A 21,505-nucleotide genomic window follows, 5' to 3' on the forward strand; every position below is an offset into this window, starting at 1 on the left:
CACCATCCTGCGGATGGTCCCCCTCCCCTTGCAGGGGAGGAACAATATTAAGTGTCGCCCAGCACCACCTCGCGCAGGATCGCATCGAGCAGCAGCGCGCCGGCCTCGGTCACGATCAGCCGATCGCCCTCGCGCCGCGTCAGCCCTTGCGCGCTCAGTCGGTCGACATTGGCCGTGTCGATCATCTCCCGGCCTTCCGCCAACGCGGCGACGCGGCCCAGATCGACCCCCTCGGTCAGGCGCAGGCCCATGACCAGCGCTTCGGTCGCGCGGGTGACGGGGGCGAGGTTTTCCTCCAGCTCGATGCCATGGCCGTTGCGCGCGACCGCTGACATCCAGTTCTCCGGCTTCTTGCGCCGCGCGGTGGCGACGCCTTCGCGGCGACCATGCGCGCCGGGCCCGATCCCGGCGTAATCGCCATAACGCCAATAGGTCAGGTTGTGGCGGCTCTCGGCCCCCAGCCGCGCATGGTTGGACGTCTCATAGGCGGGCAGCCCGGCGGCGGCGGTGATCGCGCGCGTCGTCTCGAACAGATCGGCGGCGGCGTCGCCGTCTGGAATCGTCAGCCGCCCGGCCGCCGCCTCGGTGGCGAAGCGCGTGCCGGGCTCGATGGTCAGTTGATAGAGCGACAGATGCTCGGTGCCATAGCCGATCGCGCGGGTCAGCTCGGCCTCCCAATCCGCCAGCGGCTGGCCGGGGCGAGCATAGATCAGGTCGAAGCTGACCCGGCCGAACTGCTCCTGCGCCGTCTGGAGCGCGCGCAACGCCTCATCGACCCCATGCGCGCGGCCGAGAAAGTGCAGCGCCCGATCGTCTAGCGCCTGTACGCCCAGCGAAGCGCGATTGACCCCGGCGGCGGCGAGGTCGGCGAAGCGCGCCGCCTCGACCGACGAAGGGTTGGCCTCCAGCGTGATCTCTATCCCCTCGGCAAAGCCCCAATGGCGCTCGGCGGCGTTCAGGATCGCGGCGACGGTGGCGGGCGGCATCAGCGAAGGCGTGCCGCCGCCGAAGAAGATCGAGGTCAGCCGCCGCCCCGGCAGCATGGCCGCTTCATGCGCCAGATCGGCGAGCAGCGCCTCGGCCCAGGCGGTCTGGTCCACCGACTCGCGGACATGGCTGTTGAAGTCGCAATAGGGGCATTTGGAGACGCAGAACGGCCAATGGACATACAGCGCCAGCGGCGCAGGGGACGGCGATATTGCGGAGGACATGATGCGCCCCGATATGGCGGCGATGTTCGCGCTTCGCCATCTCTTATCGTTGCCGTTGCTGACTCTCTTTCTGTCGAGCTGCGGTCCCGTCGTTCCTGCGACGCCGCTGTCGGGGGAGGCGCGGCCGGCCAGGGTCGTCGAACAGCGTTTGTCCGACTCGCCCGCGCCGCGCGGGGCGGGGCTGTTGCGACAGGCGATGCTGAACGGCCACCGGGCGGCCAGGGCCGAGGTGGGGTTGCCGCCGCTGACTTGGAGCGACTCGCTGGCGGCCAGCGCGCTCGCTTATGCGCAGGAACTGGCGCGGACCGGGCGTTTCCAACATGCCGAGCAGGTGCAGGGGCCGGCGCGGCAGGGCGAGAATCTGTGGACCGGCACGCGCGGCGCCTATCGTTATGACGAGATGATGGGCCATTGGCGCGCCGAGCAGCGTCATTTCGTGAACCTGCCGATCCCCAATGCCAGCCGGACGGGGCGGTTCGGCGATGTCGGCCACTATACCCAGATCGTCTGGGCACGTTCCACGGCGGTCGGATGCGCGATGGCGAGCAATGCGCGCGACGACTTTCTCGTTTGCCGCTATAGCCCGACCGGCAACGTCTTTGGCGAACGGGCCTTTTGACCCGGCGGGCGTCGCAAAGGAAAGCTCTTATGGCCAATCCCTATGATCCGATGGCGTGGATCGGTTTCTGGACCGCACCCGCCCGCTTCGCGGTGATGGCGGGCGAGGCGATGCTGAGCGCGCAGAGCGTGATCGCGACCCGCATGGGGGCAATGGCGACGGGCACCTCCTCGCCCGCCGAGATGACCCTGATGGTCAGCGAGAAGGTGAAGGCGTTTGACCAGTCGGCCAAGGTCTGGAAGCGCGATCAGGCGGCATTGTCGCGCCTGTCGCGGCACGACCCGCGCGGGGGCATGCTGGATGCATGGGAAGCGATGGCCCGCGCGATGCTGATCGGCGCATCGATGCCGCTGCAGGCCATGACGCCGGTGCACCGTGTGGTGACGGCGAACCAGAAGCGGCTGGCGAAGGGTTAGGACTTAAATCCTCCCCGGTACGGGGAGGGGGACCAGCCGCAGGCTGGTGGAGGGGGATCGCCGCAAAGGACGCAGCTAGCGGAAGCCCCCCTCCGTCAGGCCTTTGGCCTGCCACCTCCCCGTGCCGGGGAGGATTTTTTCAGAACACCGCTTTCACCAGCTGGCCGAACGCATCCGCGCGATGGCTGATGCGGTTCTTTTCGTCCTGGTCCATCTCGGCGAAGGTCTCGGTGCCGCCGATCGGCTGGAAGATCGGGTCATAGCCATGGCCCTTGTCGCCGCGCGGCGGCCAGACGATGGTGCCGTCGACGCGGCCCTCGAACCATTCGACATGCCCATCGGGCCAGCCGATTGCGAGCGCGCAGATGAAATGCGCGGCGCGGCTCATGTCGGGTTCCTCGTTCAGCCGATCCTCGACCGCGCGCATCGCCATGCCGAAGTCCTTTTCCGGCCCCGCCCAGCGGGCCGAGAACAGCCCCGGATCGCCGCCCAGCGCCTCGACGCACAGGCCGCTATCGTCCGACAAGGCGGGCAGCCCCGACAGGTCGGCGGCGGCTAGCGCCTTTAGCTCGGCATTGGCGACGAAGGTGGTGCCGGTCTCCTCGGGCTCGGGCAGGTCGAGATCGCCCGCCGCGATCACCTCCATGCCATAGGGCGCGAGCAGTTCGCGGAATTCGACGATCTTGCCCTTGTTGTGGCTGGCGAGGACCAGCTTGCCGGGTTCGAGCTTGCGGATCGCCTGACGGCCATTGCCTTCGCCGCTCATGCGCGGATCGCCCGGTCCTGCGCGGCGAAGATCTCGGTGCAGCCTATGCGCGCCAGACGCAGCAGACGCAGCAGCGCCTCTTCGTCATAGGTGGCGTGCTCGGCGGTCGCCTGCACCTCGGCGATATGGCCGTTTTCGATAAGCACGAAATTGGCGTCGGCATCGGCGTTCGAATCCTCGATATAGTCGAGGTCGAGGACCGGCGTGCCCTGATGGATGCCGCAGGATACGGCGGCGACCTTGTGGCGGATCGGGTCGCTGGTCAGCTTCCCCTCGGCCATCAGCGTGTTGACCGCCATGCGCAGCGCGACCCAGGCGCCCGAGATGGCGGCGGTGCGGGTCCCACCATCGGCCTGGATCACGTCGCAGTCGAGGGTGATCTGCCGCTCGCCCAGCGCCTTCAGATCGCAGACGGCGCGCAGGGAGCGGCCGATCAGCCGCTGGATTTCCTGGGTGCGGCCCGACTGCTTGCCCTTGGCCGCCTCACGGCTGCCACGCGTGTGGGTGGCGCGGGGAAGCATGCCGTACTCGGCGGTGACCCAACCTTCGCCCTTGCCGCGCAGGAAGGGGGGCACACGCTCCTCGACGCTGGCGGTGACGAGCACCTTGGTATCGCCGAACCCGATCAACACCGAACCTTCGGCGTGGCGGGTGAAATTCGGCTCGATGGTGATGGGACGCATCTGGTCGGGCATCCGGCCGGACGGGCGCATAGTCTTCTCCTTGTTCCTTGGCACCAGCCCTAACCGGCCCCCGCGCGATGCGCCAGAGACCAAGGTGGCGATCGGAAGACACTCCTCTTCTCTCTGCGTCCTCTGCGCCTCTGCGCGCAAAAAAGAAGGATGGTTCACGCGGAGGCGCGGAGACGCGGAGGAAGAGCCGAACAATCTCCGCGTCTCCGCGTGAAAAATTTCGCGCAGAGGCGCAGAGGGCGCGGAGAAGAAGAGAGGTCTTCCGATCGCGGTTGAGTGGCGCGCCACCCGTGCCTACATTTCCGTCATGGTCACACTTCCGATCACCGAGCTGACCGACCGGGCGCGCGATATTTTTCGGGTGGTGGTCGACAGCTATCTGACCAGCGGACAGCCGGTGGGGTCGAAGACGATCGCGCTGTCGGGGATCAACCTGTCGCCCGCCTCGATCCGCAATGTGTTACAGGAGCTAGAGGAGCGCGGGCTGCTCGCCGCGCCGCATACCAGCGCGGGGCGGATGCCGACCGATATGGGGCTGCGGCTGTTCGTCGACGGCATGATGCACGCGATGGAGCCGAGCGTCGAGGAGCGCGCCGCGATCGAGGCGAGGGCTGCCCGCTCCGGCCCGGTCGAGGAGGCGCTGGCGGCGACCACCGCCGTGCTGTCGGGCCTGTCGGCCTGTGCGGGTCTCGTCATGGTGCCCAAGCGCGAGATGAAGCTGCGCTCGATCGGCTTCGTGCCGCTCTCCGCGACGCAGGCGCTGGCGGTGCTGGTGGCGGAGGACGGCGCGGTCGAGAACCGCGTGCTCGAACTGCCGCTGGGCATGACGCCGTCGGCGTTGATCGAGGCGGGCAATTATCTGTCCGCGACGCTCGCCGGCCTGACGCTGGGTCAGGCGCGCGAGCGGCTGGAGCGCGAACTGGCGGCGGGGCGCGCGGCGCTGGACGGGGCGGCGCGGGCGCTGGTCGAACAGGGGTTGGCGGTGTGGAGCGAGGATGGCGAGCGGCGGCCGATCCTGATCGTGCGCGGGCAGGGGCGGCTGATCGATGCCGCCGCCGCCGCCGATCTGGAACGGGTGCGCGATCTGCTCGACGATCTGGAGGGCAAGCAGGAGATTGCCAGCCTGCTCGATTCCGCACGCGCCGGCGACTCGACCCGCATCTTCATCGGCGCGGAGAACAAATTGTTCGCGCTGTCGGGATCTTCGGTCATTGCGCGACCGTTCCGGAATCTCGACGGACAGGTGGTGGGTGTCGTCGGGGTAATCGGGCCGACGCGGTTGAACTATGCCCGCGTCGTGCCCATGGTGGATTTCACGGCGGCAACGCTCGCCCGAATGATGGGCTGAACAGGGATTATGATGAGCGACAATACGACCAACGCACCCCAGACCGACCTGCGCGAAGAGACGGCCGAGGCCGCGCCCGAAGTGGCGGGGCAGGATCGTCTGGCCGAGTTGGAGAACCAGCTGGCCGAGGCCAAGCAGCAATATCTCTATGCCCAGGCCGAGATCCAGAATGTCCGCCGTCGTGCGGAAAAGGACGCGGCCGATGCGCGCAACTATGCCGCGACGTCGTTCGCGCGCGACGTGCTGTCGGTGGCCGACAATCTTCAGCGCGCGCTGGCCGCGATCCCGGCCGACCTGCGCACCGACGACAAGTGGAAGGGGCTGGTGACCGGCCTCGACGCCACGGGTCGTGAGATGGAGAGCGTGTTGGGCCGCCACGGCATCACCAAGATCGAGGCGATGGGCCAGGCGCTCGACCCCAACAAGCATCAGGCGATGATTGAAATGCCCTCCGACCAGGAGCCGGGCACGATCGTGCAGGAGATGCAGTCGGGTTATATGATCAAGGACCGTCTGCTGCGCCCCGCGCTGGTGGCGGTGGCCAAGAAGCCGGAGTGATCCGGTCTCAGTGAAGTGACGGAAGGGCGGGCCGAAAGGTCCGCCCTTTTTTGTGGAGTCCCGCCCCCTCGTCATTGCGAGCGCAGCGAAGCAATCCAGTGTTAAATCACGACGCCCCGGATTGCTGCGCTGCGCTCGCAATGACGAGGGCGTGTGTCATCGGGTTTACTGACCGAGCAGCTTGAGCACGTCCTTCTGGCTCTGATTGGCCTGCGCCAGCATCGCGGTCGAGGCCTGCGCCAGGATTTGGGCGCGGGCGAGCTTGACCGACTCGTCCGAATAGTCGGTGTCCGCGATCCGCGAGCGCGCCTCCGACAAATTGGTCGTGCCGCTGGTCAGCGTGGCGATCGCGGACTCCAGCCGATTGCCGGTCGCGCCGAGCTGACCCTGGACGCTCGCCACGGTCGATAGCAGGGCATCGACGCGACTCATGGTGTGATCGGTGCGATAGCGGTTCATGACGTTGAGTTCGTCGACCAGCGAGAACTGGCGACGCACCAGATACGCGTCATAATTGTCATCTCGATCATAGGTCGTCCCATTGGGATCGTACCATTGATCACCATCGCTCTGATAGACGATCCGGCCGATGTCCTGCCGTGTGACCGTCGTCCCGCCGATCTTGCCGCGTGCCATGTAATCGTCGAACGTCACCAGATGCGATTGGCTCTGATCGCGAAATTTGGGGTCGGTCAGCCGACCTTGATAGCCCCAGGCCCAATAGCCATCGACATTGTCGCGGGTGAACGCGATCGGCACGGGATCGATCGACACCGGGATCGTATCGGCGATGTTCGGTCCGGCCTGGACGTTCAGCTTGACGCTGGCATCGACCAGATTGTTGTCGGCGTCGTAAACCGGCGCATTGGCGTTGAACAGGGCGACACCGTTGAACGATGCCGATCGGATCGTCTGATCGACTTGCGTGGCGAGCGCGGTTACCTCCTTCTGCAACGCCGCGCGGTCGGTCATGCTGTACGTCCCCGACCCCGCCTGCACCGCGAGTTCACGAACCCGTTGCAGCATGTTGGACACTTCCGTCAGCACGCCGTCCGCCGTCTGGATCAGCGAGACGCCGTCCATCGCGTTGCGCATCCCTTGCGTCATGCCGCGAATCTGCGCGGTCATCGAGCTGCTGATGGCGAGGCCGGCGGCGTCGTCCTTGGCCGAATTGATCCGCTGGCCCGAGGACAGCTTCGCCATCGACTGCGCCAGATCGGTATTGGCGCGCTGCGTGGCCGCCATCGCACGAAGCGCGGCGCCATTGGTATTGATGACCGTCATGGTAACTCCCATCCCGTGACGAGCGCGGAGTGATCCCCACGCGCGAACGGGATGGTTGACGCGATTTAACCATGATCGGCTATCCGGGTTTTTCCCGGATGGTCAGTGGTTTGGCGGTGCTGGGGGCGGGCGACACGGCGTCGCCCGCCCGATCGGCGTCAGCTACGCCGCGCGGTCAGCCACTGGTTGCTGGTCAGCGGCTTGGCGACGACGCGCACCTCGCCGATATTGCCGAAATAGCCGTCCTTGCGCGCGCCGTCCCACCAGGCGGCACCCAGGACCCAGGGCATGTCGGCGGCGAGCGCCGCGATGCCGACCTGGCCGGCGCTGTTGCGCAGCACCGGCGCGCCGTCGACATAAAGGACGGTCTCGTTGGCCACCGGATCGTTGACGATCGCGATGTGATACCAGGTGTCGACCATCACCTCGCCCGACCAGTTGGCCTGCGGATAGGCGGTGTTGGAGGCGGGCACGACCTCCCACTGGATTTCGCGCAGCGACGAGATGGCGAACAGGATCGGCGGCGCCTCCTTGTCGCCGCCGGCAAAGCCCGGCAGCTTGCCGCGATTGCCGTTGCGGGTCAGGATGTTGCCCCAGCGGTGGTTGGTCACCGTCCAGTTGGCGTCGATCTTGATGAACGCCTCGACCGTATAGCCCGCGCCGAAGGTCGCCGCGTTGATCGGCGCGTTGGTGGCGGTGGCGAAGGCGCTGCTGCGCGCGGTCACCTTGTCGGTGTTGCGGAAGCGGACGCTGCCCGGCGCCGAGGACAGGCGGTGGCGATCGGTCGACCAGACCACGTCCTCGACCATCGCCGGCCCCGACAGCGGCACGCGCGTCATCGGGTTGCGGCCCGTGACGTCGGGCAGCGTCTCGCCGACCTGGACGATCCGGCCATCGACGATGCCGCTCGCCACACGCCAGTGCGCGGCGGTTTCGGCGATCTTGGGATAGTCGTCGGCATCGCGCGGCAGCACCTCGGCCGGTGCGGCCGGCTCGGTATAGCCCGACAGCAGCGCGGTGCGGACGCGCGGCAGGATCGGCGTGCCCGCCGTCATCTCGGTATAGGCGAAGCCGGGCAGGAAGCGGGCGAAACGCTTCTTGAAGTCCATGGCGATGGTGAAGCGGTTGTTCGCATCGTCCAGCACCGCGCGGTCGAACTGGTTGAGCGTCGCCTTGGGCTTCTGCACGACCCAGGGCGAAAAGCTCATCACGTCGATCTTGTTGGCTGAGAAGTCGATCTCGTACAGCCGCATCAGCGCGTTGCCGCCCTGATAGGCCATCTGGTAATCGACGACCATCTCATGAACGGGATTGCCGAAGTCGTTGGTCTTGGTCAGCAGCGCGGCGCCGTGATGATGGCCGTTCAGCGTCATGAAGATCTGGTCGTTGTCGCGGATCAGATTGTTCCACAGCATCAGGCCGTAATCGGTTTCCAGCGGGCTCTTGCCGTCCTTGTCGATGTTCAGCAGCTGGTGGTTGGCCAGGATCACCGGCAGCGTCGGGTTGCGGCGGATCACGTCGCGCGCCCACAGGATGCCGGCGTCCGAGATGCGCCACGACAGCGACAGCACCATGAACTTCACGCCATACATCTCGAAGATGTGATATTCGTGGAAGCCGGTGCGATCCCGCTCGCGGAAGGTCGACTGGTTCTGCGCGCGCGTAGTCGGAAACCAGGTGAGATAGGGCTCGGCCGACAGGGTGCGCTGGGTATCGGTGCCCGCCTGCTGGTCGGCAGGGACGCGATAGTCCAGGTCGGATAGCACGTCGTGATTGCCCGCCAGGATCGAATAGGGGATGCGCGCCGTCTCCAGCCGCTTCATCGCGGCATCGGCCACCGCCCATTGCGCGGGCTTGCGCACCTGATCGACCACGTCGCCCAGATGAATGACGAAGGGGATCGAATAGGCCTTGGCGTTGTCGACGATCCACTGGGTCTGCGCGGCGAACGGCTCCGAGCCATATTTGCGCTGGAACTGGCGGTTCTCGTCGGCGGTCGCATAGCGCGAATAGAATTGCGTGTCGGGCAGCACCGCGATCGTGAAGCTGGTCGTGCCGACCGCGCTGGCCGTCGATGCGCTGGCGGTCGGCGTGGGATCGCTGTTCAGGCGCGTGTCATCGTCGCACGCCGTCAGCGCGCCGGTCAGCGGCAGCATCGACAGGCCGGCCGCGCCGCGCAGCAATGCGCGCCGGTCGGCGATCCGCCGCAGGCTGAAACGGGTGTCGTTCGTATCGGACATGGTCAAAAATCCCCCAATTTCGCTCGGTCGAGCAAAGTCGGGCGGCCTTTATGGGGCTAGTTTGACACATAAGGGACCGATTGATTACCGATTTGGGTCGGAGCCTGAAAAAATATTCCAGACGTCCGTCATTTTTCGGTCATTCGCCCCGTGGACCCGTCATTGCGGCGCCGGATCGCCCGCCGCGATCACGCGCGCGCCCTGACGCAGGCGGGTGCCGTCGGAAAAGGTGAGCAGCAGCGACAGGATGCGCCCCGGCTTCACACCCGGGTTCATGTCGTAGAGCATCACATGCCGACCGCCCGGCGTGAAGGGCACGGTCGCGCCGGCGGGGATGGGGACGCGGTCGACCTTCTTCATCGCCATGCCGCCCTCGTGCATCTCGCTGGTGATCGCGACATCGCTGCTGACCGAGATCAGGTCGACCGGCCTGGGGCCGCCATGGACGATGAAATAGGCGGCGGCCGGCCGGCCGGGGACGGCGGCCAGGCGGACCCAGCCCTCCTCGGCGAACAGCTCGGCCTTCTCGCTGCACCCGCCCAGCGGGACGCCCAAGGCCAGGGCGCAAAGCCCCAGAAAAACAGCGCGCCGCATGACATACCCTCCCGTTTCGGCAAATCCTGAAGCCATCCTAGGTTCCATCCAATCTTGCGGCAACAAAACGCCCACCTATATCCGCCTCGTGAACGGGGTTTTCGGGTTGCCGCTTTCGGGGCCGGCGAACCCCGGCATTGGACTTCCAGACTATGTTCTTGAGGGGCATTTAGAGACTTATGGCAAAAGTGATCGGCATCGACCTCGGCACCACCAACAGCTGCGTCGCTGTCATGGAGGGCGGCAAGCCCAAGGTGATCGAGAATGCGGAAGGCGCGCGTACCACGCCGTCGATCGTCGCCTTCGCCAAGGATGGCGAGCGCCTGATCGGCCAGCCGGCCAAGCGCCAGGCGGTGACCAATCCCGACAACACCATCTTCGCGGTGAAGCGCCTGATCGGCCGTCGTTTCGACGACCCCGTCACCAAGAAGGACACCGAGCTGGTTCCGTACACGATCGCGCGTGGGCCCAATGGCGACGCGTGGGTCAATGCGGGCGGCAAGGATTACAGCCCGTCGCAGATTTCGGCCTTCACGCTCCAGAAGATGAAGGAAACCGCCGAATCCTATCTCGGCGAGACGGTGACCCAGGCGGTCATCACGGTTCCGGCGTACTTCAACGACGCGCAGCGCCAGGCGACCAAGGACGCCGGCCAGATCGCAGGGTTGGAAGTGCTGCGCATCATCAACGAGCCGACCGCGGCGGCTCTGGCCTATGGCCTGGAGAAGCAGGACGGCAAGACGATCGCGGTGTATGACCTTGGCGGCGGCACGTTCGACATCTCGATCCTCGAGATCGGCGACGGCGTGTTCGAGGTGAAGGCGACCAACGGCGACACCTTCCTGGGCGGCGAGGACTTCGACAACAAGATCGTCGACTTCCTGGCGTCTGGCTTCCAGAAGGATGAGGGCATCGACCTCACCAAGGACAAGCTGGCGCTCCAGCGTCTGAAGGAAGCGGCCGAGAAGGCGAAGATCGAGCTGTCCTCGGCGCAGTCGACCGAGGTCAACCTGCCCTTCATCACCGCCGACCAGAACGGCCCGAAGCATCTGGTCAAGACGATCACCCGCGCCGATCTGGAGCGTCTGGTCGAGGACCTGATCCAGCGCACGCTGGAGCCCTGCAAGAAGGCGCTGGCCGATGCGGGCATGAAGGCCGACGAGATCGCCGACGTGGTGCTGGTGGGCGGCATGACCCGCATGCCGCGCGTCCGTGAGGTGGTGAAGAACTTCTTCGGCAAGGACCCGCACACCGGCGTGAACCCGGACGAAGTCGTCGCCATGGGCGCGGCGATCCAGGCGGGCGTGCTGCAGGGCGACGTCAAGGACGTGCTGCTGCTCGACGTGACCCCGCTGTCGCTGGGTATCGAGACGCTGGGCGGCATCATGACCAAGATGATCGACCGCAACACGACGATCCCGACCAAGAAGAGCCAGGTCTATTCGACCGCCGACGACAACCAGAATGCGGTGACGATCCGGGTCTTCCAGGGCGAGCGCGAGATGGCGCAGGACAACAAGCTGCTGGGTCAGTTCGACCTGGTCGGCATTCCCCCGGCGCCGCGCGGCGTGCCGCAGATCGAGGTCACGTTCGACATCGACGCCAACGGCATCGTCAACGTCTCGGCCAAGGACAAGGGCACCGGCAAGGAGCAGCAGATCCGCATCCAGGCATCGGGCGGTCTGTCGGACAACGACATCGACCAGATGGTCCGTGATGCGGAAAAGTTCGCCGAAGAGGACAAGAAGCGTCGCGCCGAGGCCGAGGCCAAGAACAACGCCGAGTCGCTGATCCACACCACCGAGCGTCAGCTCGCCGACAATGGCGACAAGGTCGACGCGTCGCTGAAGTCGGAGATCGAGGCGGCGATCGCCGAGGCCAAGACCGCGGTCGAGGGTGGCAACCCCGACACGATGAACGAGAAGGCGCAGGCCCTCGCTCAGGTCGCGATGAAGATGGGTCAGGCCATCTACGAGAAGCAGCAGCAGGCCGAGGCTTCGCCCGCCGCCGATGCCGGTGCGGCCAAGCAGGACGATGTGGTCGACGCCGAATTCTCGGAAGTCGACGACACCAAGTAAGGCCGTCGGCCCGGTCCATCCTCGGATGGGCCGGGCCATGGCTTTGAGGTTTTGAATACCGCCCCGGCGAGATGTCGGGGCATGAAGTGGCGAGGCGCTTGGCGGTGTCGCTCCGTCCGGCCTGACGGCACGGTCGGTGGGTGCACCATCCACACGCGCAGGGGCGAGACCGGGCATGAGCACGACGATCGACTATTATGAACTGCTCGAATGCGAGCGCACGGCGGACGATGCAACGATCAAGTCGCGTTACCGCAAGCTGGCGATGCAGTACCACCCGGACCGCAATGCGGGCTGCAAGGACTCCGAGGCCAAGTTCAAGGCGATCAGCGAAGCCTATGACTGTTTGAAGGACCCGCAAAAGCGGGCGGCCTATGATCGCTACGGCCATGCCGCTTTCCAGCAGGGCATGGGCGGTGGCGGCGGCCATGGCGGCCAGGATTTCGGCGCCTTCTCCGACATTTTCGAAAGCGTCTTCGGCGAGTTCATGGGCGGCGGACGCGGCGGCGGGCGGCAGCAGCCCCGGCGCGGCGCGGACCTGCGCTACGACATGGAAATCTCGCTGGAGGAAGCGTTCCATGGCAAGCAGACCGAGATCACGGTCGATGTCTCGGCCGCGTGCGACACCTGCGACGGCACGGGCGCCAAGCCCGGCACCAGCGCCAAGACCTGCCAGCAGTGCGGCGGCCACGGCAAGGTGCGCGCGCAACAGGGCTTCTTCGTGGTCGAGCGGACCTGCCCGGTCTGCCAGGGCGCAGGGCAAATCATCGCCGACCCGTGCGGCGACTGTCGCGGCGACGGGCGCGTCGAGAAGACCAAGACGCTGGCCGTCAACGTGCCCGCAGGCGTCGATGAGGGCACCCGCATCCGCCTGACCGGCGAGGGCGAGGCGGGCGCGCGCGGCGCACCCGCCGGCGACCTGTACATCTTCCTCCATGTGAAGCGGCACGCCATCTTCGAGCGCGAGGGCACGACCCTGTTCGCGCGCGCGCCGATCAGCTTCACGACGGCGGCGCTGGGCGGATCGCTCTCGATCCCCGGCCTCGACGGCCGGACCCACGACATCAAGATTCCGGCGGGCATCCAGTCGGGCAAGCAGCTTCGCCAGCGCGGCGCCGGCATGCCCGTGCTGCAAGGGCGCGGCACCGGCGACCTGGTCGTGCAGATCGAGGTCGAAACGCCGACCAAGCTGTCGACCCGCCAGCGCGAACTGCTCGAACTGTTCCGCGAAACCGAGACGGGCGACGAATGCCCCGAGAGCCAGGGCTTCTTCGCCAAGTTGAAGAGCGTGTTCGCGGGGGAGTGAGGCCAATCCGGAGATTGCCGATCGAACGGATCACGATCGGTCGGCATTCTCCGCCTTCGTCCGGCGCTGTCCGGCAAGATCGCGCCACAGGATCAGCGCGAAGGGTATGAGGACGATTGACGCGATGACGTTCAGCGCGATGATCCCAGCAAAACTTCCCCCGACCCTAGCGGCCGACGCCACATCGTCCTTCCAGAAGAACATGGCCCTTCGGGGCGCCTGAGGGTCATAGAGGATCGGCACGGTGCCGGTCGCCTCGACATAATCGATCCGGTCATGCGTGCCGCGAGCCCGGCCGTTCAGCACATCGACACTGCCTTCGATAGGGTGCGTCCCGCCGCGCGGCGTAAAGCGATATTGCACGGCATCCGTGCAGGCGGCTTTCCCACATCCTCTCGCATAATCGCGAATCAGTTCTGCCTCAGCGGGAACGCCGCGCACCGTCAAATCCGATGCCAGTCGATATCTGATGACATCCGGAATGACGAAATAGGCCTCAGCGAGCAGCATGACGATCGCGGCGATGACGGCCATGCCGATGCGTTTGGTACGAACGGGGTCATGGGTTCGGGCGCGCCGAAGGATGATCCAATATCCCAGAGTGCAGATCAGATAGAGGAACGCCGAGCCAGCGGCGAAGGGCAAGGCATCGCCGTGGATCAGGTCGTCAACTCTGTGCCCCTTGTCGAACAGCGCGGGCAGCCCCATTCGAAAGAATAGCATGGCCCCGACGATCAGCGGGCCGACCAGCGCGCGCTGGAGCGAACCCTTATCGCCCAAAATCGAGCGGCGATTTTCACCATCCTGCGCCATCGTCCTCCCCCTTCCGCTGAGCCGCTTCTTCGTCTCGCGCGATCGGCAATTTAGCCTGCTTAGTCCTGCATCATGCTGGCCTCACGATGAAAAGATGCTCACGGGAAGCGCCGTTGGGATCGATCGGGGCGACAAGATGGGCTTGGGCAGGGGCGTGCCGCATTGCCTTGCTTCGCACGGCATCCTGTTCGACACATTGGACACGCTGCTCGCAAAGGAAGCCCTGTCATGTCCTATCGCCAGTTCATTCTGCCGGTTCTTGCCGCCGTTGCCACGATTGCCGCCGCGCCGGTATCCGCGCCGCGCGTCGGGATCGCGAGTTTCGAGGCGCTGCCCAAGCCATTGCCGCTGCCCTATCATGCCGGTGACGCCAAGGCGCAGATTGCGGCGGCGCGGGCGCGTGCGGTCAAGGCGCACAAGCGGGTGCTGATCGATCTGGGCGGCAATTGGTGCCTCGACTGCCGGTTGCTGGCGGGGGTGATGGAAACGCCGCAGATGCGCGGCTTCGTCGCCAAGCATTTCGAGGTGGTGACGGTCGATGTCGGCCGCTTTGACCAGAATATGGATATTCCGGCGTCCTACGGCGTGAAGGGCCGGCTGGCCGGGGTGCCCGCCGTGCTGATCGTCGATCCGAAGACCAATAAGCTGATCAATGCGGGGCGCGAGACGGCGCTGGCCGATGCGCGGGCGATGACGCCGCAGGCGGTGGCGGATTGGTTGGCGGGGTGGGTGGGGTGATGTGAGACCCACATACCGGTCGTTCTGATAACGACTGGCTTTCCCTCCCCCAGCCCCTCCCGCTTGCGGGAGGGGAGAGGTTATGGGCGACCGTTTCCCCGCATAGCGCCCCTCCCGCAGGCGAGTTTCAGGTCGGTCATGCCTCCGGCATGACCTAAATGATGCGGGGCATCGTTTACCTGAAACTGGGCTGGGGGAGGGGAGTCCCTATCGGCACGTCACCACGCCGCTGGGACTCCCCCCATCATCACTCTTCGCCGAACACGCGCGCGAAGATCGTGTCGACATTCTTGTAGTGATAATCGAGGTCGAAGCGCGCCTCGATCTCTTGCGGAGACAGCGCCGCCGTCACATCCGCATCGGCCTTGAGCAATTCCATCAGCGACAGCTCGCCGTCCGACTCCCAGACCTTCATCGCGTTGCGCTGGACGAGGCGATAGCTGTCCTCGCGGCTCACGCCCGCCTGGGTCAGTGCCAGCAGCACGCGCTGCGAATGGACGAGGCCGCCCATCTTGTTGAGGTTCTTCTCCATCCGCGCCGGATAGACGACCAGCTTGTCGATCACGCTCGTGAGGCGGGCCAGCGCGAAATCCAGGGTGATGGTCGCATCGGGGCCGATATAGCGCTCGACCGAGGAGTGGCTGATGTCGCGCTCATGCCACAAAGCGACATTCTCCAGCGCCGGGGTCACGTAACCACGCACCATGCGGGCGAGCCCGGTCAAATTCTCGGTCAGCACCGGGTTGCGCTTGTGCGGCATCGCCGACGAGCCCTTCTGGCCGGGCGAGAAATATTCCTCGGCTTCCAGAACCTCGGTGCGCTGCAGGTGGCGGACCTCGGTCGCCAGGCGCTCGATCGAGCTGGCGATGACGCCCAGCGTGGCGAAGAACATCGCATGGCGATCGCGCGGGATGACCTGGGTCGAGACGGGCTCGACGGTCAGTCCCATCTTCTCGGCGACATGGGCCTCGACGCTGGGATCGATATTGGCGAAGGTGCCGACCGCGCCCGAGATGGCGCAGGTGGCGATGTCGGCACGCGCGGCGACCAGGCGGGCGCGGTTGCGGTTGAACTCGGCATAGGCTTGCGCCAGCTTCAGGCCGAAGGTCACCGGCTCGGCATGGATGCCATGGCTGCGCCCGATGGTCGGGGTCAGCTTGTGCTCATAGGCGCGGCGCTTGATCACGGCGAGCAGCGCGTCGAGATCCTCGATCAGGATGTCCGAGGCGCGCGCCAGCTGCACCGCCAGACAGGTGTCGAGCACGTCGGACGAGGTCATGCCCTGGTGCAGGAAGCGCGCCTCCGGGCCCGTACGCTCGGCGACATGGGTCAGGAAGGCGATGACGTCGTGCTTGGTCTCCGCCTCGATCGAATCGATCCGGTCGATGTCGAAGTCGCCGGCGGCCTTGTCGGCTTCCCAGATGCGCGCGGCGGCTTCCTTCGGCACCACGCCCAGCTCGGCGAGCGCGTCGGTGGCGTGCGCCTCGATCTCGAACCAGATGCGGAAACGGGTCTGCGGGTCCCAGATCCGGGTCATGGGGGCACGGGAGTAGCGCGGGATCATCGAGAACACCTTTTTAGGTCGTGGAAACGGCACGGCTCACCGCCGTCTTCCTCTCGGAATCGCGGTGTATCGTGCCGTTAGCAGGGACGAGCCGAGCCTTCAAACCCGACCCGCCTTTTCCTATATGGTAAAATGCAGATTGGGAACGTATCTCTAACGACGAAGATCGCGTCCCTGGTCTTCATAGTCATCGTTCGACCAGAGTAAGGGAGAGACGAGATGATGAAATATGCTTTTCTTGCTGGTGCCATGATGGTGTCTGCGCCGGTACTTGCGCAGACCACGACCGCACCCGCCCAGACCACACCGGCGGCACCGCAATCGGCGCCCGTAACCACGGCTGACCCGGCGCAAGCCGCGACACCGGCGGCGGACCCCGCCGCACCGACCCAGGCGGCCCCCGCCGAAGGCCAAGTGCAGGCGACCGGCAGCCAGATCGCGCAGGTCGTCGACACCCAGTTCCCGACTTATGACAAGGACGGCGACGGGCAGCTCAGCAAGGCCGAATTCACCCAGTGGATGGTCGCGTTGAAGTCGCAGACCGACCCGTCGACCAAGGCCGAGTCGCCCGCCACCAAGAAGTGGGTCGGCACCGCCTTCGCCCAGGCCGACAGCGACAAGAGCAAGAAGGTGTCGAAGACCGAGCTGACCGGTTTTCTGAGCCAGGGTCAGGGCTGATCGGCCAAAAGGAACGTCCCTCCGTTCCGAGCAATCCCTGAGCGGGGATAAGCGGGGTCGCCGGACCATGGGGGCCGGCGACCCTTTGCTTATGCGAGAGCTGATGTACCGGGATGATGTGAGATGAGCTCACCCCTCCCCTTCAGGGGAGGGGCCGGGGTGGGGCGCTTCCACGAGTCGGCAGTTTGCGGTGACGTTTCAACCCAACCTCTCCGCTAAAGGGGAGGGGCTTACGTTGATTCAATACGACGTCATCACGGTTTACGATGAAACAGGCACGAAAAAGGGCAGGGGCGTCGCCGCCACCTGCCCTTCTTTTCGTTCGCTGACCCGACAGGGAAAGCGAGGCCGGATCAGGCCTCTTCCGAACCTTCGGCCTGCGCCTCGGCGTCAGCCGCCTCGTCCTCGGCGGTCGAGACCGTCGGCGGAACGATGGTGGCGATCGCGAAGTCGCGGTCGTCGATGGCGGGCTCGGCGCCCTTGGGCAGCTTCACGTCCGAGATGTGGATCGAGTCGCCCACGGCCAGACCCTTCAGCGAGATGCTGATTTCGGTCGGGATATTGGCGGCGTCGACGACCAGCTCGATCTCGTGGCGGGTGACGTTCAGGACGCCGCCCTGCTTGATGCCGCTCTCGTCCTCGTCGGTGAACACGACCGGAACGGCGACCGTGACGGTCTCATGCTCGCCGATGCGCAGGAAGTCGACGTGCAGCGGGCGGTCGGTAACCGGATGGAACGCGACGTCCTTCGCCAGCGTGCGCTGGCCGTCCACCATGATGACCGAGGTGAAGAAATGACCGGTCATCAGCGCCTTGACGAGGGCCTTCTCTTCGAGATGGATCGACGCGGCGGCCTGGTTGCGGCCATAGATCACGGCGGGGACGCGGCCTTCACGACGCAGCGAACGGGAGGCTCCCTTGCCAACCTGATCGCGCGTCTCGGCGGCGAGCGTAAGGGTGTCGCTCATTCCAGTAACTCCGAAACAAAATGGATATAGGCTCCCGACCACACCTCCAGGGATGACCATGACCGGAAGCGGCGGCGCATAGCGGCAAAGGGCGTGAAATACAAGCCATGCGCCGGCACGTTCAGTTCAGAGCCGTTCCATGGCGATCTAATCGCCGTCGAGACATGGTCCCGCCCTGGCCTCAGGCCGTCGCGATGATGTTTGCCGTGCTTTGGCGCAGGGTGATGTCGCACCCGGGCAGCAACTGACGGGGCTCGCCATCGAACAATGCCGGGATAGCGCGGCGTCCGGCGAGACGAAAGCTCGTGCTGAACGCGCGGGTCACGCCCTGTGCATTCGTCCAGTCGTCGGTCAGCGCCATCCAACCGAGATCGAACAGCTTTCGCCATGTCCGGGTGTCGACCGCCGCCAGATCGATATGGTCTTTATAAGGGGTGCCGAACACCGCCTGATAACGCCGCGTCAGTTCGGGCACGCCCGCCAGGCGCAGACCCGCGCCGAAGCTGCGTCGCCATGCCAGCCGGACCGCCCGGATCAGCCGCCCGACCTGCCCGTCGCGCACCGCCTCCCGCGCGGCGGCCCATCGGGTGGCGGGGCCGAGGATCAGGCCGGCATAGGCGTGGTGGCCATCGGCCTCGGCAAAGGGAAGCGAGACGTGGCGTGGCGGCTGATCGGCCAGCCGGCGTAGGATGGCCATGGCGTCGTGCTCGCCATGCAGCGTCCTGGCCAGCAGGTTCATCGTGCCGCCGGGCAGGATCAGGATCGCGCCGTTCCATGCGTGCAATGCGGTCAGCACGGCATTCACTGTCCCGTCGCCCGCATAGACGACCATCCATGCCACGCCGGCGTGCACCAGGGCGTCGGGGGAGGGTAGCGCATCGTCGGGAAAGCCGGTTCGGCCGGCCATATCATGGCCCATGGCGGACAGCGTGTCGCGAATATCCGCCGCGACCGTCTCGGCGGTCGACCCCGATCGCGCATTGGTGACGAACCAGTAACGCCGCATCGCCCATCCCTTCGGAAACACCAGGCGATGAGCAAGCCGCATATGTGCGTCACCGTGATGACGCGGCAACGCCGCCCGCCCTTCCAGAAGGTCGGGCGGCGTCACGATGATGGGGTCAATATTGGATGCGCTGTGCCGTGATTCCCTGCTTGGCGAGCTGCGCCTGGACGCTGTCGGTGCCGGCCAGATGGCCCGCGCCCACCGCCATGAAGACGGTGCCGGGCTTGGCCATCCGTTCCCTGATCCACGTCGCCCAGCGGGCATTGCGGTCGGTCAGCAGCGTCTTGGCGACCTCGGGCGAGTCCTTCAGGCTCTCGTTCATGTCGCGGGCCAGCGCGTCGGGGTCGCCATGCGCCCATTCGTCGACCATCTTGGCCATTTCCTCGCCAGCCTTGGGCAGTTCGTCGACGGTCGAGGTCAGGAACTGGATCTGCGCCTGTTGCGACAGGCCGTTGAAATAGCCGATCTGCTGCTCGGCGGTCTCCAGCCCGGCGACGGGCTTGTTCGCCGCCTTGGCCGCGTCGGCCAGCACGGTTTCGGGGCCGTTCTTCGGGTCGTAGCCCAGCTTCTGGATCGGCGCGAGCGACAGGGTGACCGCCGCCAGCCACGGCTTCATCTTGTCGAACGCCGGTGCGGGAAGGCCGGCATCGGTCATCGCCTTCAGATAGGCGCCGCGCTTGTCGGCGGGCAGCTGCTCGGTCAGGGTCGGGCCGGTGGTGACGATGCCGTTCTTCAGCACGATCTGCTGCATCGTCGCCGGATCGGGCTGCACCATTTCCAGGACCAGCTGGTCGGACTTGTCGAAGGCGGTCTTCACCGCTTCATCGAACCAGGTCAGGCCGGGCTTCAGCACATGGATGGTGCCGAACAGATAGATGGTGGTGTCGGCATCCTTGACCACCCACAAGGCGGGGTCCGCATCATTGGGGTTCTGCGCGGGCTTGCTCTGCGCACAGGCGGGCAGCGCCAGCATCAGCGCGAGCGAGGTGAGGGCGGCTTTCATGATCGTCTTCATGGGATCGGGCTTTCGGAAAAGGAAGGGGCGGACGGGAGAAACGGCCGGAAGATCAGACGTATTTGCGCCACATCCAGACGATGCCGCAGGTGGCCATCAGAGCGCCGTAGACCCATTCGACCTGAAGGGGCGGCAGCACGCCGCCGCGCCACAGGAACCACCAGACGGGCACGCCCAGACCGACCGTGTAGAAGCTGGCGACCGCGCCGTCGCGGTAAGCCTGACGCTCATGCTCGTCGACCACCCGGTGCCAGCGCCACGAGATGACGGGTATGACCACGCCCCAGATCAGCGCCATCAGCACGGCGAACCAGAGTGGCAGCGGCGAGGACCATAGGTCCGGGCGGGCAGCGGCGCCCGGCGGCTGTTGCAGCACGATCAGCGCGGTCGACAGCCCAGCGACTCCGCCAACGGCACCGGAAATGGCCAGCAGGCGGTGATTGGCGCGCTCGCTTGGCCCCTTGGCGATGCGCGAAGCGTTCATGGTCATGGTCGCACCTCGATGGACATATGGACGGAAAATTTGGGGATCGCGACCTGATGGGAAGCGACGCTGGCGGCTTGCATGTTGGGACGGATCGCATCGAACGTGACCTCGCCCACCCGTCCGGCCCCCCAGCCGAGAAGAGACAGCGTGATACCGCTCCCGATGACCGCACGGGTCAGACGGCTGCTCATGACCGCACCCGCCGGATGAGGTAGAAGGCTAGGCCGATCATGACCGACACACCCCAGCTATAGTCCTCGAAATCGGCCCGCCCCGTCTGTGCGCCGATGACGGTCAGCAGCGGATGCAGAACGAAGTTCGTCACTCCGATCATGGCCCAGGTCTCGATCGCCAGCTGCCGCTGCATTTCATCGGTTTCGCGCCAGTTGCGCCACGTCACGATGCCGACGGCAATCAGCATGATGACAGCGGCGGCCTGGGCCACGGGATGGGGCAGGGGTGCCCGAGGACGATGGAGAAACCCATCGATGAATCCCTCCAGAAAGGGTAGGCCGACGATCAGCAGGATTGCGGTGACGACCAGCATGATCCGCCGCCGCTTCCGGCGCAACACACGCGCCGCCTCGCGGCTCGCGCCCCAGTCGGCACCCTCACTCACCATGATGCTCGTCATCGAAAATCTCCTCGATGGGCAATTCGAACAACCGTCCGATACGGAAGGCGAGCGGCAGCGAGGGGTCGTACTTCCCCGTCTCGATGGCGTTGACGGCTTGGCGCGACACGTCCAGCCGCCCGGCGAGTTCCGCCTGGCTCCAGTTGCGTTCGGCGCGCAGCACCTTGAGGCGATTTTTCATGTCCACCTCCTCTTGCATGGCCAACCTCGCTTTGTCACCCGTGCATGACGTAATGTCAGGTGACCATGACAAAGTGACAGTGAGTCATGACTGTGTCAACAACGCCTGACAAAATATCATGCATGATTGACTCCTCACTTCGTCATTGCGAGCGTAGCGAAGCAATCCAGTGTCCGGGCAAGACGCCCTGGATTGCTTCGCTACGCTCGCAATGACGGGTAATGTACCGGCCCGCTCGCCTTGACCGCGTGAAGGCCATCCGCCAAAGCCTGCGCCCATTATGCAGACCCGAAACGGCCCCCCGGAAGG

The 21,505-nt window shown here is 65.7% G+C and carries 23 protein-coding genes; 8 read left to right on the forward strand and 15 right to left on the reverse strand.

Going from position 1 to position 21,505, the window contains the following annotated elements; genetic code table 11:
* Nucleotides 1-47: 47 nt before the first annotated feature.
* The gene (hemW, locus tag GGR48_RS03705) at nucleotides 48-1,211 is read right to left on the reverse strand and encodes a radical SAM family heme chaperone HemW (RefSeq protein WP_183950498.1); all 1,164 of its coding nucleotides are present in this window, start codon (nucleotides 1,209-1,211) and stop codon (nucleotides 48-50) included.
* Here hemW and GGR48_RS03710 point away from each other — a divergent pair.
* Nucleotides 1,210-1,830, forward strand: a complete 621-nt coding sequence (locus GGR48_RS03710) for a CAP domain-containing protein (RefSeq protein WP_338110541.1) — start codon at nucleotides 1,210-1,212, stop codon at nucleotides 1,828-1,830. The genes hemW and GGR48_RS03710 overlap by 2 nt on opposite strands.
* Nucleotides 1,831-1,859: 29 nt before the next feature.
* Nucleotides 1,860-2,246 (forward strand): hypothetical protein, encoded by a 387-nt coding sequence (locus GGR48_RS03715; RefSeq protein ID WP_183950499.1) that lies wholly within the window; start codon nucleotides 1,860-1,862, stop codon nucleotides 2,244-2,246.
* 139 nt (nucleotides 2,247-2,385) lie between these two features.
* Here the strand turns inward: GGR48_RS03715 and rdgB are convergent, their stop codons facing one another.
* Together rdgB and rph are read right to left on the reverse strand one after the other, a co-directional pair.
* Nucleotides 2,386-3,012: an RdgB/HAM1 family non-canonical purine NTP pyrophosphatase gene (gene rdgB, locus GGR48_RS03720; protein ID WP_183950500.1), complete on the reverse strand. Its 627-nt coding sequence runs from the start codon at nucleotides 3,010-3,012 to the stop codon at nucleotides 2,386-2,388.
* Complete coding sequence (gene rph, locus GGR48_RS03725; protein WP_183950501.1) at nucleotides 3,009-3,725, reverse strand: ribonuclease PH; 717 nt, start codon at nucleotides 3,723-3,725, stop codon at nucleotides 3,009-3,011. Before rph ends, rdgB begins: the two co-directional genes overlap by 4 nt.
* 286 nt (nucleotides 3,726-4,011) lie before the next feature.
* On the opposite strand from rph, the gene hrcA reads away from it, so the two are divergent.
* Nucleotides 4,012-5,052, forward strand: a complete 1,041-nt coding sequence (hrcA, locus tag GGR48_RS03730; protein WP_183950502.1) for a heat-inducible transcriptional repressor HrcA — start codon at nucleotides 4,012-4,014, stop codon at nucleotides 5,050-5,052.
* 12 nt (nucleotides 5,053-5,064) lie between these two features.
* The gene (grpE, locus tag GGR48_RS03735; RefSeq protein WP_183950503.1) at nucleotides 5,065-5,610 is read left to right on the forward strand and encodes a nucleotide exchange factor GrpE; all 546 of its coding nucleotides are present in this window, start codon (nucleotides 5,065-5,067) and stop codon (nucleotides 5,608-5,610) included.
* A 165-nt stretch (nucleotides 5,611-5,775) separates the two neighbouring features.
* Here the strand turns inward: grpE and GGR48_RS03740 are convergent, their stop codons facing one another.
* The 3 genes from GGR48_RS03740 to GGR48_RS03750 form a co-directional block, all read right to left on the reverse strand.
* On the reverse strand, nucleotides 5,776-6,894 hold the full coding sequence (locus tag GGR48_RS03740; RefSeq protein ID WP_240456175.1) for a flagellin N-terminal helical domain-containing protein: 1,119 nt from the start codon (nucleotides 6,892-6,894) through the stop codon (nucleotides 5,776-5,778).
* 158 nt (nucleotides 6,895-7,052) lie between these two features.
* The gene (locus tag GGR48_RS03745) at nucleotides 7,053-9,134 is read right to left on the reverse strand and encodes a LamG-like jellyroll fold domain-containing protein (protein ID WP_183950504.1); all 2,082 of its coding nucleotides are present in this window, start codon (nucleotides 9,132-9,134) and stop codon (nucleotides 7,053-7,055) included.
* A 159-nt stretch (nucleotides 9,135-9,293) separates the two neighbouring features.
* Nucleotides 9,294-9,728: a copper chaperone PCu(A)C gene (locus GGR48_RS03750; protein WP_183950505.1), complete on the reverse strand. Its 435-nt coding sequence runs from the start codon at nucleotides 9,726-9,728 to the stop codon at nucleotides 9,294-9,296.
* A gap of 179 nt (nucleotides 9,729-9,907) precedes the next feature.
* On the opposite strand from GGR48_RS03750, the gene dnaK reads away from it, so the two are divergent.
* On the forward strand, nucleotides 9,908-11,806 hold the full coding sequence (gene dnaK, locus GGR48_RS03755; protein WP_183950506.1) for a molecular chaperone DnaK: 1,899 nt from the start codon (nucleotides 9,908-9,910) through the stop codon (nucleotides 11,804-11,806).
* Between the two features lie 175 nt (nucleotides 11,807-11,981).
* The gene (gene dnaJ / locus GGR48_RS03760; RefSeq protein WP_183950507.1) at nucleotides 11,982-13,112 is read left to right on the forward strand and encodes a molecular chaperone DnaJ; all 1,131 of its coding nucleotides are present in this window, start codon (nucleotides 11,982-11,984) and stop codon (nucleotides 13,110-13,112) included.
* 30 nt (nucleotides 13,113-13,142) lie between these two features.
* Here the strand turns inward: dnaJ and GGR48_RS03765 are convergent, their stop codons facing one another.
* A complete protein-coding gene (locus GGR48_RS03765; RefSeq protein WP_183950508.1) occupies nucleotides 13,143-13,925 on the reverse strand; it encodes a hypothetical protein in 783 nt (260 codons plus the stop codon).
* A gap of 228 nt (nucleotides 13,926-14,153) precedes the next feature.
* Between GGR48_RS03765 and GGR48_RS03770 the strand changes: the two genes are divergently transcribed.
* A complete protein-coding gene (locus tag GGR48_RS03770) occupies nucleotides 14,154-14,663 on the forward strand; it encodes a thioredoxin family protein (RefSeq protein WP_183950509.1) in 510 nt (169 codons plus the stop codon).
* Between the two features lie 247 nt (nucleotides 14,664-14,910).
* Here GGR48_RS03770 and purB read toward each other — a convergent pair whose 3' ends face one another.
* Complete coding sequence (purB, locus tag GGR48_RS03775; RefSeq protein WP_183950510.1) at nucleotides 14,911-16,227, reverse strand: adenylosuccinate lyase; 1,317 nt, start codon at nucleotides 16,225-16,227, stop codon at nucleotides 14,911-14,913.
* A 249-nt stretch (nucleotides 16,228-16,476) separates the two neighbouring features.
* Between purB and GGR48_RS03780 the strand changes: the two genes are divergently transcribed.
* Nucleotides 16,477-16,905 carry an EF-hand domain-containing protein gene (locus GGR48_RS03780; protein ID WP_240456176.1) on the forward strand — a complete coding sequence of 143 codons (429 nt, stop codon included), beginning with the start codon at nucleotides 16,477-16,479 and terminating at the stop codon, nucleotides 16,903-16,905.
* A 353-nt stretch (nucleotides 16,906-17,258) separates the two neighbouring features.
* On the opposite strand, the gene GGR48_RS03785 is transcribed toward GGR48_RS03780, so the two are convergent.
* From GGR48_RS03785 to GGR48_RS03815, 7 genes are all read right to left on the reverse strand, one after another.
* On the reverse strand, nucleotides 17,259-17,873 hold the full coding sequence (locus GGR48_RS03785; RefSeq protein WP_183950512.1) for a 50S ribosomal protein L25/general stress protein Ctc: 615 nt from the start codon (nucleotides 17,871-17,873) through the stop codon (nucleotides 17,259-17,261).
* A gap of 181 nt (nucleotides 17,874-18,054) precedes the next feature.
* A complete protein-coding gene (locus GGR48_RS03790; protein WP_183950513.1) occupies nucleotides 18,055-18,879 on the reverse strand; it encodes a diacylglycerol/lipid kinase family protein in 825 nt (274 codons plus the stop codon).
* 115 nt (nucleotides 18,880-18,994) lie between these two features.
* Nucleotides 18,995-19,894 carry a TraB/GumN family protein gene (locus tag GGR48_RS03795; RefSeq protein WP_183950514.1) on the reverse strand — a complete coding sequence of 300 codons (900 nt, stop codon included), beginning with the start codon at nucleotides 19,892-19,894 and terminating at the stop codon, nucleotides 18,995-18,997.
* A gap of 52 nt (nucleotides 19,895-19,946) precedes the next feature.
* Nucleotides 19,947-20,384 carry a hypothetical protein gene (locus tag GGR48_RS03800; protein ID WP_183950515.1) on the reverse strand — a complete coding sequence of 146 codons (438 nt, stop codon included), beginning with the start codon at nucleotides 20,382-20,384 and terminating at the stop codon, nucleotides 19,947-19,949.
* A complete protein-coding gene (locus GGR48_RS03805) occupies nucleotides 20,381-20,572 on the reverse strand; it encodes a hypothetical protein (RefSeq protein ID WP_183950516.1) in 192 nt (63 codons plus the stop codon). The genes GGR48_RS03800 and GGR48_RS03805 overlap by 4 nt, the downstream gene beginning before the upstream one ends.
* Nucleotides 20,569-21,015 carry a hypothetical protein gene (locus GGR48_RS03810; RefSeq protein ID WP_183950517.1) on the reverse strand — a complete coding sequence of 149 codons (447 nt, stop codon included), beginning with the start codon at nucleotides 21,013-21,015 and terminating at the stop codon, nucleotides 20,569-20,571. Before GGR48_RS03810 ends, GGR48_RS03805 begins: the two co-directional genes overlap by 4 nt.
* Nucleotides 20,993-21,196, reverse strand: a complete 204-nt coding sequence (locus tag GGR48_RS03815; protein WP_175312786.1) for a helix-turn-helix transcriptional regulator — start codon at nucleotides 21,194-21,196, stop codon at nucleotides 20,993-20,995. Before GGR48_RS03815 ends, GGR48_RS03810 begins: the two co-directional genes overlap by 23 nt.
* Nucleotides 21,197-21,505 lie beyond the last annotated feature (309 nt).

This window comes from Sphingomonas pseudosanguinis (assembly GCF_014196255.1).
Lineage (GTDB): Bacteria > Pseudomonadota > Alphaproteobacteria > Sphingomonadales > Sphingomonadaceae > Sphingomonas > Sphingomonas pseudosanguinis.

Coding starts and splice junctions, on each gene's coding strand:
- GGR48_RS03710 (WP_338110541.1), top strand. CDS start 1,210: ATGATGCGCCCCGATATGGCGGCGATGTTCGCGCTTCGCCATCTCTTA.
- hemW (WP_183950498.1), bottom strand. CDS start 1,211: ATGTCCTCCGCAATATCGCCGTCCCCTGCGCCGCTGGCGCTGTATGTC.
- GGR48_RS03715 (WP_183950499.1), top strand. CDS start 1,860: ATGGCCAATCCCTATGATCCGATGGCGTGGATCGGTTTCTGGACCGCA.
- rdgB (WP_183950500.1), bottom strand. CDS start 3,012: ATGAGCGGCGAAGGCAATGGCCGTCAGGCGATCCGCAAGCTCGAACCC.
- rph (WP_183950501.1), bottom strand. CDS start 3,725: ATGCGCCCGTCCGGCCGGATGCCCGACCAGATGCGTCCCATCACCATC.
- hrcA (WP_183950502.1), top strand. CDS start 4,012: ATGGTCACACTTCCGATCACCGAGCTGACCGACCGGGCGCGCGATATT.
- grpE (WP_183950503.1), top strand. CDS start 5,065: ATGAGCGACAATACGACCAACGCACCCCAGACCGACCTGCGCGAAGAG.
- GGR48_RS03740 (WP_240456175.1), bottom strand. CDS start 6,894: ATGACGGTCATCAATACCAATGGCGCCGCGCTTCGTGCGATGGCGGCC.
- GGR48_RS03745 (WP_183950504.1), bottom strand. CDS start 9,134: ATGTCCGATACGAACGACACCCGTTTCAGCCTGCGGCGGATCGCCGAC.
- GGR48_RS03750 (WP_183950505.1), bottom strand. CDS start 9,728: ATGCGGCGCGCTGTTTTTCTGGGGCTTTGCGCCCTGGCCTTGGGCGTC.
- dnaK (WP_183950506.1), top strand. CDS start 9,908: ATGGCAAAAGTGATCGGCATCGACCTCGGCACCACCAACAGCTGCGTC.
- dnaJ (WP_183950507.1), top strand. CDS start 11,982: ATGAGCACGACGATCGACTATTATGAACTGCTCGAATGCGAGCGCACG.
- GGR48_RS03765 (WP_183950508.1), bottom strand. CDS start 13,925: ATGGCGCAGGATGGTGAAAATCGCCGCTCGATTTTGGGCGATAAGGGT.
- GGR48_RS03770 (WP_183950509.1), top strand. CDS start 14,154: ATGTCCTATCGCCAGTTCATTCTGCCGGTTCTTGCCGCCGTTGCCACG.
- purB (WP_183950510.1), bottom strand. CDS start 16,227: ATGATCCCGCGCTACTCCCGTGCCCCCATGACCCGGATCTGGGACCCG.
- GGR48_RS03780 (WP_240456176.1), top strand. CDS start 16,477: ATGATGGTGTCTGCGCCGGTACTTGCGCAGACCACGACCGCACCCGCC.
- GGR48_RS03785 (WP_183950512.1), bottom strand. CDS start 17,873: ATGAGCGACACCCTTACGCTCGCCGCCGAGACGCGCGATCAGGTTGGC.
- GGR48_RS03790 (WP_183950513.1), bottom strand. CDS start 18,879: ATGCGGCGTTACTGGTTCGTCACCAATGCGCGATCGGGGTCGACCGCC.
- GGR48_RS03795 (WP_183950514.1), bottom strand. CDS start 19,894: ATGAAGACGATCATGAAAGCCGCCCTCACCTCGCTCGCGCTGATGCTG.
- GGR48_RS03800 (WP_183950515.1), bottom strand. CDS start 20,384: ATGACCATGAACGCTTCGCGCATCGCCAAGGGGCCAAGCGAGCGCGCC.
- GGR48_RS03805 (WP_183950516.1), bottom strand. CDS start 20,572: ATGAGCAGCCGTCTGACCCGTGCGGTCATCGGGAGCGGTATCACGCTG.
- GGR48_RS03810 (WP_183950517.1), bottom strand. CDS start 21,015: ATGACGAGCATCATGGTGAGTGAGGGTGCCGACTGGGGCGCGAGCCGC.
- GGR48_RS03815 (WP_175312786.1), bottom strand. CDS start 21,196: ATGAAAAATCGCCTCAAGGTGCTGCGCGCCGAACGCAACTGGAGCCAG.